Source organism: Kribbella sp. CCNWLW201 (assembly GCF_037203805.1).
Taxonomy (GTDB): Bacteria; Actinomycetota; Actinomycetes; order Propionibacteriales; family Kribbellaceae; genus Kribbella.
Window position 1 is genome coordinate 161373 of record NZ_JBBCBQ010000001.1, and the last position, 11579, is coordinate 172951.

Annotated in this window: 10 protein-coding genes; 3 read left to right on the top strand and 7 right to left on the bottom strand. The window is 69.8% G+C overall.

What is annotated here, in order from left to right; all coding sequences use genetic code 11:
* Positions 1-52: 52 nt before the first annotated feature.
* Together eccB and eccD are read right to left on the bottom strand one after the other, a co-directional pair.
* Positions 53-1480 (bottom strand): type VII secretion protein EccB, encoded by a 1428-nt coding sequence (gene eccB, locus V9K99_RS00685; protein WP_337008064.1) that lies wholly within the window; start codon positions 1478-1480, stop codon positions 53-55.
* A gap of 1 nt (position 1481) precedes the next feature.
* Positions 1482-2888: a type VII secretion integral membrane protein EccD gene (gene eccD, locus V9K99_RS00690; protein WP_337008063.1), complete on the bottom strand. Its 1407-nt coding sequence runs from the start codon at positions 2886-2888 to the stop codon at positions 1482-1484.
* Between the two features lie 127 nt (positions 2889-3015).
* Here eccD and V9K99_RS00695 point away from each other — a divergent pair, with 127 nt between their 5' ends.
* The 3 genes from V9K99_RS00695 to V9K99_RS00705 are packed head-to-tail and all read left to right on the top strand — an operon-like array spanning position 3016 to position 5553.
* Positions 3016-3636, top strand: a complete 621-nt coding sequence (locus tag V9K99_RS00695; protein ID WP_337008061.1) for a hypothetical protein — start codon at positions 3016-3018, stop codon at positions 3634-3636.
* Entirely contained in the window at positions 3633-4205 is a 573-nt protein-coding gene (locus V9K99_RS00700) for a hypothetical protein (RefSeq protein WP_337008059.1), read from the top strand. Before V9K99_RS00695 ends, V9K99_RS00700 begins: the two co-directional genes overlap by 4 nt.
* A 13-nt stretch (positions 4206-4218) precedes the next feature.
* The gene (locus V9K99_RS00705) at positions 4219-5553 is read left to right on the top strand and encodes a protein kinase domain-containing protein (RefSeq protein ID WP_337008057.1); all 1335 of its coding nucleotides are present in this window, start codon (positions 4219-4221) and stop codon (positions 5551-5553) included.
* A gap of 11 nt (positions 5554-5564) precedes the next feature.
* Here V9K99_RS00705 and V9K99_RS00710 read toward each other — a convergent pair whose 3' ends face one another.
* The 5 genes from V9K99_RS00710 to V9K99_RS00730 form a co-directional block, all read right to left on the bottom strand.
* The gene (locus tag V9K99_RS00710; RefSeq protein ID WP_337008055.1) at positions 5565-6374 is read right to left on the bottom strand and encodes an SAM-dependent methyltransferase; all 810 of its coding nucleotides are present in this window, start codon (positions 6372-6374) and stop codon (positions 5565-5567) included.
* Positions 6375-6455: 81 nt separating this feature from the next.
* Complete coding sequence (locus V9K99_RS00715) at positions 6456-8093, bottom strand: right-handed parallel beta-helix repeat-containing protein (protein ID WP_337008053.1); 1638 nt, start codon at positions 8091-8093, stop codon at positions 6456-6458.
* Entirely contained in the window at positions 8093-8734 is a 642-nt protein-coding gene (locus tag V9K99_RS00720) for a helix-turn-helix transcriptional regulator (RefSeq protein ID WP_337008051.1), read from the bottom strand. Before V9K99_RS00720 ends, V9K99_RS00715 begins: the two co-directional genes overlap by 1 nt.
* Positions 8731-9981 (bottom strand): type VII secretion protein EccE, encoded by a 1251-nt coding sequence (locus tag V9K99_RS00725; RefSeq protein ID WP_337008049.1) that lies wholly within the window; start codon positions 9979-9981, stop codon positions 8731-8733. The genes V9K99_RS00720 and V9K99_RS00725 overlap by 4 nt, the downstream gene beginning before the upstream one ends.
* The gene (locus tag V9K99_RS00730) at positions 9978-11567 is read right to left on the bottom strand and encodes an AfsR/SARP family transcriptional regulator (RefSeq protein ID WP_337008047.1); all 1590 of its coding nucleotides are present in this window, start codon (positions 11565-11567) and stop codon (positions 9978-9980) included. The genes V9K99_RS00725 and V9K99_RS00730 overlap by 4 nt, the downstream gene beginning before the upstream one ends.
* Positions 11568-11579: the final 12 nt, after the last annotated feature.

The window sequence follows — 11579 nt, forward strand, 5'->3', positions numbered from 1 at the left end:
CACACCAAGAGGTCCCCGGCCATGAAGGGCCGGGGACCTCTTCTCCGTGGGTTCAGGCGACTGGGCGGGTGGCCGTGTCGGGGTTGAGGCCTTGGCCTTGCGGGATGCGGCTGATCAGACCGGCGGGGAATCTGACCGGCGTGGTGCCGGCGTACCCCAGCCAGTCGAGTAGGTCAGGCTTGACCAAGGGATAGGCGCGACCCATGTCGGTGATCAGTACCACGGTGCCGGCCGGGGCGCGGGTGGACGGCATGGCTTCTACTACGGCAGCAGAGCCGGGGGTGACGATGACCCGGTCGGCGAGGGCGGTGCCTTGGGGGCCGCGCTTGGGGGTCATCATCACGGCGTCGCGAGGCGGCAGTTGGGCGTCGATCGAGACGGACGGAGTCCGCTCGTTGGGAGGGAAGGTTGCACAGACAGTGCTGGTGATGCCATCGCTGGGGGCGGCGAACTTCGGGCGGCTGCGGGGCATCCGGCCTTCAGCGGTCTCGTCTGGCACGGGTTCAGACTGGCTGACTTCGAGGACGCTGATCTCGATCGCTGCCGGTGCCTTCCCGCCGTACGCAGCCGACATCGGCTTGTACGCTTTCTGGATGTCGGACTGCAGTTCGGAGATCGGCAACAGCCGATTCTTGGCGGCCAGGTAGTACTGCCGGCCACCACCGGATGTCTGCACCACGAACAGCTGGCCGATCTTCGTCGACCGGCGCGCCGGGATGGCGGTCGACGGGGCGCCGATCCCGGCCGGCTTGATCGGCGCGATCGGCTGACCGTCCGGCAGGGCGGCGATGAACGCGGCGCCGACGCGTGCCCAGGGCTCAGTTTCGAGGGCCAGGCCGACTGTGACCGCGTCTGCCTTGTCGATCCGGTGCCGGCGGCCGTTCATGATCAGGTACTGGTCGCCGGTCTCGATCACTTCCGCCAGCAGCGCGTACGTGTCGAGCGGTTGGGACACAGCCGGCTGGGCACCCACCATCAGCACCGACTCGCTGGTCCGCTCCCCGGACGAGCTCACCACTGGTTGCGAGCACAGCGTCCACGCACCGGTCAGCAGGCGGTTGCTCGGGGCAAGCGCATCGGGCGCGTCCGGAATCCCGATCCGCGGTCCGCGCGGCACGCCTCGCAGTGACCGCTGCGACACCTGACGAGTGGTCGCTTTCTTGCCCAGGGCGAGCAGTGCGGAGACATAGTTGGTGACGGGATGCAGCCGACCGTCCAGGTAGACGTATCGCGTGCCGGTTTCCTTCTCCACGATCACCGCGTCACCGGACTGCCAAGCCTTGTTCCCACCAGGTACGACGAGCCCGTAAACGGTGACCACTGCGAGCGCGAGCACGGCGATGATCGCACCGCCGATCGCCGACGCGAGCGGACGACGGAACGGCGGCTGCTCGGGATCCGACTCTCTCGTGACCAGCGCGGACACCATCCGCTGGCCGAGGAACCGGTGGGACTGCAGTTGGTCCTTGCGGGTCGCCATCTCAGCCACCCCATCCGCGCAGCAGCCCGTACAGCCCGAGAACGCCACAAACCACCGGGATCAGCGCGAGCATCAACAGGACTTCCAGAATCTCGGCCGCTCGACCCAGATAAGGGGACGGCGGCCGTACGGCGTACCGCAGCCCGACGACGACAGCCACGATCGCGGTCAGCAGACTCACCGGAAGCACCAGCGACACCGGGTTCGCCGTACTGGCGCTGAGCGGGCCGAGGGCCAACGCGCCGGCACCGATGGCACCGGCAGCGAGGAAGGTCAAACGCTGCTTCACAATCGGGTAGAGCCTGGCCCGGATCAGACAACCGGCGGCGACCAGGATCGCCAGGATCGTGGCCGACCGGGAGCCGTCGATGACCAGCAGGATCTCACAGATCGCCACCACGGCGGTCGTCCCGATCAGCAGGCCGGTGAGCAGACTGTCCGCCCGGACCACCGCGCCGTAAACGTGCCGCCGTGGCGGTTGCGGATCGTCTCTGACCAGATCTGCGGTGGTACGGGGCAGGATCGGCATCGGCACCCGGCCGAGCCGGATCGCCAGCGAGCCGAGTAACGGCGACAAGGCGATCAGCCCGCCGGCCGTGATCGCGGCCGTGTCGGTGCCGTCGAGCCGCTCGACCGAGCCGATCCACCCGCAGCCGATGCCGAGCGCGCCGAGCGTGACGGCGGCGGCGAACAGGGTGGCGCCATCGACGATGCCCACCGCGCACACGACTCCGGCCAGCAACAGTGCGGCTGATGCGGCCAGCAACTGCGGCGCTCCGATCGCCGGCCACGCGCTGTCACCGGCGAGCACGAGGCCACCGCCCACCGCCGCTGCAACCAGGCCGAGGGCACCGACGACGACACCCGCACCGGAGTCACCGACCGCCCTGGCCAGCGCAACGCCTGTTGCCACGAGCAACAAGGCCAGCAACAGCAGCCAGCCGGCCGGACCCGCCCAGGGCGCGCCGGCCCTGATCACGGTGACGAATCCGGCCAGTACGGCGAGGACCGCGATGGACAGTCCTGCGGCTCTGGTGTGCCATGAGGACCAGGCCACGCCGAGTCGTCCCGAGCCGGTCGCGACCGCCGCGACGAGGTCGTCGTACTCGAGTTCTGGCCAGTCGGTCGTCCGCGGCACCAGGTGGAGGATCTCGCCGTCGCGGACCCGGTGAGCGCCGAGGGTGCGACCGAGGTTGAGTTCGCTGCCGTCCATCCGGCGGAGCGTCCAGCCGCCGTCGGGGACACCTTCGTCGGCGAGGTGTTCGCCGGCTTTGGCCAGGAGGCCGGGGAGCACCTCGGCGACCGAGGCTTGTTCGGGCAGGGCCAGGTCGAGGCGCCGGTGCGGGGCGGCGACCGTGACCCGGAGCAGACCGGTGATGTTCATCGACCAGGTTCCTCGCTTTCGCATAGGTCGGCGCTCCAACCATCGGGCGACAGCACGCACCGAGGAGGTTCGCGACAGGTTCCTGCCGTCGGCGGTATGGCGGGCAGCGCCGTCCATACCCTCAGTACGACGGCTAGTCGAAGGAGCGCTCGTGGGGACCGACGGAGAACTGCTGATCCCGGTGGGGCATGACCTGGGCGTGCTGTATGCGGACAGTGGGTCTGCACATCGGCAGCAGGTTCGGGTGGGGGTCGACGTGGCGGAGCTGGAGGACCGGGAGTTCGCGGTGTGGTTGCTCGCGCACGGGACCGACGACGCGGATCGGCCGACCCGGGAAACGGTGACGAAGCTGGCGGAGAAGCTCGGGCTGCCGGTCGACGGAGTGGGGCCGGCGATCGACCGGTTCCTCGCGGACGGCCTGCTCGTCGCGGTGGATCCGGAGTCCGACGGTGCGGTCGAGTTCGCGCGGGAGCATCAGTTGTTCCCGTTGTTACACGGCCTTGGGCCGGATGAATCAGGGCTGCAGACGGTCGGAGTACTGAATCAGCCGATCGCTCAGGTTTCGACGGCCATGTACGACGTCTGGGCCTGGGCACAGCTCGCCCCCGAGCTGTGGACGGCGTGCCGGGATGCGGCGGTGGTGGCGCGGGAGGCGGGAGAGACGAATGTGGAGGAGATCGATCCGCGACAGGTGCTGACGGGCGTGCTCGGGCAGGCTCATGGATTGCTGGCGGTGCGCGCGGCGTATTTCGATCGGCGGAGGATCCGATGAGTGCAACGGTGTTCCCGGTCGGTTTCTACGGGGGCGCGCGCGACGCCGAGCAGGTCGTGCGGGTCGGGTGGAGCCAGCATCGGCTCGGGGAGGATGCGTTCGGGGTTTGGGTGCTGGCGCATGGATTGCCGGAGGTCGGTAAGGGGGCGTGGACCCCCGAGGATGTGATCCAGCAAGCCGAGAGCGTCGGTATCCCGGACGCGGGCAAGGAACTCGAGGCGTTGGCCGACGCAGGGTCGGTGGTGGTGGTCGACGATCCGGCCAACTTCGCGCGGAGTCATCGGATGGATGTGTTGTTCGTGGGGCTTGGGAATGCGCCGGATCGGGTCGACGGGCATGCGGTGGGGATTCCGGGGGTGGGTACGGCGGCGGTGCTGGATCCGGACTGTTATGAGTTGTGGCAGTGGGGGTCGGTGGCGCCGACGTTATGGCACAGCTGTGAGCTGCGGGCGACAGTGACAGCGGACCATGGGCAGCCGGCCAATCCGGTGACCGCGCTGGCGGAGATCCTCGGTGATCTGCGGTTCCTGATCGCCCACGGTTGCGCCTACTTGGACGTCGCGGGGTGACAAGATGGCCCTGATGGCTGAGATTCCGCTCGACGCACTGGTACCGCGGGCCGCCGGGCCGGTCGCGTCCATCTACCTGGTGCCGGGTGCGCGGACGACGGTGCTGAAGGTCTACCCACAGCCGCTGGATCGGCGGACGTACAACGCGGTCGAGGTCGAGCAGGCGAAGTTGGTCGGGTTGCGGTCGGCGGCGTCGATCGTGCGGGTGGAGGCGCTGGACGAGCTGCCGGACGGGCGGACCGGGTTGCGGATGGAGTTCTGCCCGCAGTCGTTGCCGGATCTGGTCGCGAACGGGCCGTTGCCGATCGGCGATGTGGTGATTCTCGGGCAGATCCTGAGTTCGGTGCTGGCCGAGGCGCATGAGGCCGGGCTTGTGCACGGCGGGGTGACGCCGGCGAACGTCCTCGAGCGGCCGAGTGGTCAGCCGGCGCTCGCCGACTTCGGGTTGGCGCTGCGCCTGAGGTTCCCGAGGGATCTGATGGCGGACGCTGCCTACACGGCTCCTGAGGTACTGCGAGATGGCGAGCTCTCCGAGAACGCAGACGTCTACGGGCTCGGCGCCGTACTGTATCTGGCGTTGACCGGGCAGCCGCCGTTCCCGGCGCGGACGGGTGAGCCGGCGGACGGCGTCGTACTGCGAGTACTGCGTGAGCCGCCGCCTGAGGTGTCCGGCCGGGATGTGCCGCCGGCGTTGTCCGGGTTGCTGCTGCGGATGATGGCGAAGGAACCGGACGCGCGGCCGGATGCGGCGACGGTGGTCCGCGAGTTCGAGGAGTTGCTGACCGCGCCACCGGCGGAGGACGAGCTCGACTTCGACGACTTCAGCGACGAGCTGGCCGCCGGACGAACGGTGCCGATGGCAACGATCACGGCGACACCCGTGATCCAGAAGAAGCGGAAGAAGACGGCCACCCCGCGGAAGTCACGCAAGGGGTTGTTGATCGGCGCGGCCGCCGCCGTCTCCCTGGTCGCGGTGGTGCCGGTGATGATCCAGCCGGGCCGCGACGACGAGGCCGCGACGCCCGCCCCGACCCCGACCGCCAGTACGCCGACCAGCCCGGCCGCGACCGCCCCGACGAAGTCCCCGATCGTGCTCAAACCACCCCAGGACAAGGGCACCTCCGTCGTCCTGGCCTGGTCGTTCCCGAAGAAACTCGACCGGTACGCCGTCTTCGTCGCCGAGCAGGGCGCGAAAGAACCGCGCGTCGCCTATTCCGGTGCCGCGACCAGCACGACCGTGCAGGTCAACCCCGGGCTGAAGTACTGCGTCCAGATCCAGGGCACCGACGGCGAAGAGACCTACTTGAGCGCCGCCCGAAGCCTCCGCGGAGCCACCTGCATCTCCTGAGCGGCAGCAAGCTAGTTCTTGACCGCCAAGACGGCGGCGATCAGGCGTTGCCAGTCCGTCATGTCGTCGACGGGCGCGGGGTTGCGCCACTCGACGGCCGGGACCAGGCCGGGCTCGAGGACGGTGAAGCCGTCGCCGAACAGGGCCAGGATCTGCTCGTCGGTCCGCCAGCGGCCGCGACCGAGGGAGCCCTGCAGCAGCTGCTCCAACTCGGCGCTGCGCGGGTCGTTCTCGCTGCGGAAGTGACTGATGAACACATAGCTGCCGGACGGGATGCGGTCGGCCCAGAACTTGACCAGACCGGCCGGGTCCTCATCGTCGTTCACGTGGTGCAAGGTCGCGCTGAAGATGACCGCGACCGGCTGCTCGAAGTCGATCAGGACCTGCGTGTCCGGGTGGTCGTAGATCTCCTTCGGAGTGCGCAGGTCGGACTGGATGACGGTGGTGTTGCTGTTCTCGGCCAGCAGCGCGCGGCCATGCGCGAGCACGATCGGGTCGTTGTCGACGTACACGACCTTCGCGTCCGGGTCGTACCGCTGGGCGACCTGGTGGACGTTGTCGGCCGTCGGCAGCCCGCTGCCCAGGTCGATGAACTGCCGGATCCGGTTGTTCGACACCAGTTCGCGAATCGCCCGGATCAGCGCGCCGCGGTTGTCGTGCGCGATCTGCTGCGAGCCGGGCAGGTCCTTGATGAACTTGTCCCCGAAGGCGCGGTCGACGGCGAAGTTGTCCTTGCCGCCGAGCAGGTAGTCGTACGTCCGCGCGATACTCGGCTTGTTCATGTCGAACCCGGGGTACGGCGCCTTCTCTCCGTCGGCCATCCGCGGCGGTCCTTCCGATCCGGTGCTAACCCACCTCACTCTATGCGATCCCGGAACTTCGCCGCCGCCGACCCCGGCCTGTCAGCCACCGGCGGCGGTCAGTACGTCGGCCGGCAGCAGCGAGCGGAGTTCCTCGGTGGTAGGCATCCGGCCGAGCGTGCGGAGTCGCTGGGACTGGGCCTTGCGCATCGCTTCGACCAGGCGGCGGGCCTCGCGGGCGTTACCGAAGTTCGGGCCGTTCGCGATCCGGTCGAAGTACGACGTCAGCGGCGGAGCGGCGGCCGGGTCGAGCAGATAGTCGCCGCCGGAGACCATCCGGTCGGTGATCAGCAGCAGTTCCTCGGCGCTGTAGTTCTCGAACTCGATCGTCTTCGAGAACCGCGACGCCAGCCCCGGGTTCGCGTCCAGGAACTCGTTCATCTCCGCGGTGTACCCGGCGACGATGATCGCGATCTCGTCCCGGTGGTCCTCCATCAGCTTGACCAGCGCGTCGATCGCCTCCTGGCCGAAGTCGCCGCCGGTACCGGCCGACCGCGACAGCGTGTACGCCTCGTCGATGAACAGCACCCCGCCGAGCGATTTCTCGAACACCTGCGCCGTCTTCTCCGCGGTGTGCCCGATGTACTGACCGACCAGGTCCCGCCGCGACACCTCGGTGAAGCCGCCGTGCGGCAGCACGCCGAGGGCCTTCAGCAGCTTCCCGTACAGCCGCGCGACCGTCGTCTTCCCGGTCCCCGGCGCACCCGCGAAGATCAGGTGATGGCTGACCGCGCCCACCGACAGTCCGGCGGTACGACGCCACTCGTTGACCTGGATCTCGTCGACCATCGCACGCACTTCCGCCTTGACTCCAGGCAGACCCACCATCGCGTCGAGATCGCCGAACAACTCGTCGATCGGCCCGCCGGCCCCGGCCGCGATCGCCTGACTCTCCTCGACCACGTCGACCGTGGCGCCGGCCGCGATCAGCAGCGCGGGCTCGGCCGTGTTCGTGAACCGGCTGCCCTCGACCGTGCCGCCGCACCCGGGCGCGAACGTGATCGCGGATCCACGGGTGTCGTGCACGGTCACTCGCCGGATGACCGGCGTACTGCCGTGGGCGACGCCGATCCCCTCGGTGCCGGTGTGGGCGATCTCGGTGTCGGTGAGCTCCGGCCGGCTGTACTGGTAGATGTAGACGCCGCGGCCGCCGCAGCCGGAGATCGTGCTGTTCCGGATCACCGGATCGGCGCCTAGGGCAACGACTATGCCGTCGCCCGAGATGTCCCGGACGGTGGTGTCCAGGATCCGGCCGCCGGCGCCCTCGACCACGATCCCGGTCTCGGCGCCGGTCACGGTGCAACGGTCGACGGTGAACGACGTACTCGCGTGCACACTGATCGCGGGCCGGGTCCGGCCGGTGATGGTGCACTGCTCGACGGTCAGCGCCGTACGGTCGACCGAGATCGCGATGCTCTCGCTGGCCCGTACGTCGAGACCCTGCAGGGTCAGCGCACCGTCCACGGCCCGGATCGTCGGCCAGTCGGCGCCGGAACCGTCGAGGATCACCGTCGCCCCGTCCTCGGCCCGGAGGGTGACCGAGCGACCGGACAGTTCGAGCGTCTCGGCATACGTGCCGTCGGCGATCGCGATCGCGGCTCCGTCGGGCGCCTCGAGCAACGCGGAGCCGATGGTCGGATACGCACCGGGACGATCCGGGGCGACGGTGAGCACCCTCATCAGCTGGCTCGTTCCAGGAGCCAGCCGCGGTCGGCGGCTTTCACGCCGGCCTGGAAGCGGCTGCGCGCGCCCAGCCGGTTCATGATCTGCGCGACCATCCGCCGTACCGTCCGGACCGAGATGCCGAGCTGGGCCGCGGCCACCTCGTCGGTCGCGCCGAGGGCGAGTAGCCGCAGCATCTCCTGCTCGCGCCCGGATAGGTCGGTGTCGTCCGGCAGGTCGTCACCGGCCAGCGGTACGGCGTCCGGCCAGATCCGCTCGAAGAGCTCGATGGCCGTGGTGACCACGCTGTTCAGCCGGAGCACCGCGACACTGCCGGTCGCCGTGTCCGCGGGTAGGACCGCGATCGATCCGTCGATCACGAGCGCGTTCATCGGGATGTACGGCATCGTCCGCACCGCGACCCCGGCGATCGACATCGCGCCCAGGTGCCGGCACGCGGTCGGCGTGGTCCGGGCGGTGTCGGGGTAGATCGCCCGGTAGCGCAGACCGGGCCGGACGTCGCGCGGGCCGAAGGCGGGCCCGGCCGGGGTGAGGTTGCTCATCGCGATCACCTCGTCCTCGGCGTTCGCGAGCAGTTCCGCGATCCCACTGTGGGCAGGGATCTGATGGAAACCGGAAGTCAGCATGGTGACGGTCATGAAAGTGGTACCCCCAGAGGTAGCGTGGCGGCGACACCGGTGGCGTGCCGCCCGTCGAGTCGCTCGGGCTCGACCCCGAAGGACCGGGCCAGAGTGGTCAGGACGGAATAGGCCGAGTCGAGCGTGGCCGGGTGTGACGCGGCCAGCCGGAGTACGGCGTCATGGCGGAGAGGTGCTGAGTGATCGGCGGCTGCCGTCACCGTGATGGCGATGGTCTGGGCGGCACCGGTCCCGGTGCCGAGGAGGGCGCCGGCCAGCGCCTGCACGGTTGCTGCAGGCAACGATGCGGAGCCGGTCAGCCGAACGCACAGTTGCCGGACCGGCCCGCAGGACCAGGTCGACCAGCGTTCGTGGATCATGCCGCGGCCGGCGTTGGCGTGGGCGAGAGCACCGAGGGACGCGAGTACGTCGGACTCGTCGAGCGGCATGCACTCGATGTCCTCCCGGTCGAACCGGCGGACCAGACGGCGGACCGTGTTCGCGAGCACCTGGCGGAGTTGCTCGTCCGTGGCGATGTCCGGCGTCCGCTCAGCGGCGACGGCGATCCAGGCGCGCGGCGGCTGGTTCTGCTTCACACCGGTATGCAGGACGAGTTGTACGCCGACCTCGACCGGCTGCTCATCCGCCGAGTCGGCCAGGGAGCCCAGCCGGTGCAGGACCTTGTGCTGTGCGTCCGCGCCGAGTCGGAGTGCGACACTCGCACCGGTCGGCCGGCTGAGGACGCCGTACGGCTGTTCGCGGACGACGACCTCGTCGGTGCCGGTCCGGCCGAGGAACGCGCTGACCAGGTTGATCGCGATGCCGTCGCCGAGATCGATCCGGCGCCGCCGGACCAGGAAGCCGAGCAGGACACCGAGCCAGCGGTACAGCCACAGTCCGCGGATGCGGATCGCGGTCAGCAGGACCAGGGACACGGCCGCGAATGAGGTCAGGATCAACGCCGTCCGCGAACCGGCGGTAGCAGCACCGACCGCGACCACGGCGAACTGCCAGCAGACAACCTGACCGACCTGGATCGACCGGTCCGGCCGCTCGACCGTGTCGGGCACCGGCGCGGGCGCGGGCGGCTGTGCGACCAGAGTGAGTCGCTGGACGTGCGTCGGGGCAGGCGCGGCTATCGGTGCCCTCGGTGGCGCCGGCTGCGCGATCGGCACGCCCACCGACGTTGCCTGTGGGACGGCCCTGGCCGTCGAGGCCCGGACGGCCTCGCGTTGAGGAGCCGCGGCTGCGGCGGCGTTCGGCCTCATGCGACCAACTCGGCTTTGGACTCGGTGGCGTGCAGCAACCGGTGCGCGTGATCGCGGACCACCGGCTGCAGGACGAACCGTCCCGGCGCCGGCTCGGCGACCAGGTTGAGGTCCATCAGTAGGTCGACCATCGGCTCGACCGCGTCCTGGCCGACTCCGGCCAGCCTGGCAGCCCGACGCAGGTCGAACTGTGGGGTCGTGGCGATCCGCCGGTAGAACCGCTGAACCGGTGCCGGCAGCGCGTCGTACGCGGCGTCGAACGGCGCCAGCACCTCGGCGAGCGCGCGGCAACGGGCCGCCGGATCGTCGAGCCGCGCGGCCATCCGGGCCACCGTCCACGGCTGCCGATTGCGCATCCGCTCGACCAGGTGCCGGATCGCTCCGGGATGTCCTTCGCACCAACGCAGTACTTGATCGATGTCGGTCAGCCGCTCGGCTTCGTCGGCGGTCAGTACGTCGAGGGTCACCGCGCCGGTGCGATCCAGGCCGGTCAGGCGATGGCGGCTGATCACCAGCACCAGCGCATCCGGGTTGTTCGGCAGCAGGCGTCGTACCTGGTCCGCGTGCTCGACGTTGTCCAGGATCAGCAGACCGGTTGCTGCCGGCAAGGAAATCGGGGAACGCAGGTCCAGGTAGCTCTGCGTCTCGGAGCCCGAGGCGGCCGCGACCTCGAGGGCGAACGCGGTCTTGCCGATACCGGGCATCCCGTCGATCGTCACCACCCCGCGGGCGCCTTGCAGGGCGCGGAGTTCGGCTGTCCGGCCGACGAAACCGGGGATCCGCGGCGGCAGGTTCGAGCTCAGCGGCGGCGCGACCAGGCGGGGCGCCTCCTCGCTCAGGATCTGCTGGTGCAGCGCGGTGAGCTCGGCTCCCGGCTCGATCCCGAGGTCACGAACCAATGCGGTCCGGGCCCGCTGGTACGCGGCCAGCGCGTCATGCCGACGGCCGGTCTTCCGGTACGCCGTCATCAGCCGGGCCCAGGCCAGCTCGCGCAAGGGCTCTTCGTCAGTGAGATTCCGCAGTACGGCGATCGCCTCGGCGGGCCGGCCGAGCGCGAGCTGTGCGTCAGCCAGGTCCTCGCGCAGACTCCGGTGCAGCTCGGTGAGCCGGTCGACGGCCGAGGCCGCGTCGGCGGTCAGACCGTCGTACGGGCAACCGCGCCAGAGAGCGAGGGCCTGTTCGACCATGGCCACGGCCTCGGCGGCGGCGCCGCGGGTGAGCAGTTCGCGGACCTCGTCGCGCAGTCCGGCGGCGACGTCGGCGTCCAGCTCACAGGGCTGTACGCGGACCCGGTAGGCGCCCGGGCGGCTCTCGATCCGCTCCTCGGGGAGCGCCCGGCGGAGCTGCCAGACGTACGTCTTCAGATTGTTCTGCGCCGACGCGGGAACGTCCCGGCCGGCCCAGACGGCGTCGATCAGCTGCTCGGTGCTGACCCACGCATTGCGGTGCAGCAGGAGCAGCGTCAGCACGGTGACGGGCTTGCCGCCGCAGACGTCGAGCGGGCTTCCGTCCGGGCCGTCGACCTCGAGCGGGCCCAGCACGCGGAAGGACAACCGGGCCGGTGCATGCGCTGAGTGACCGTTCATGACACATACGAT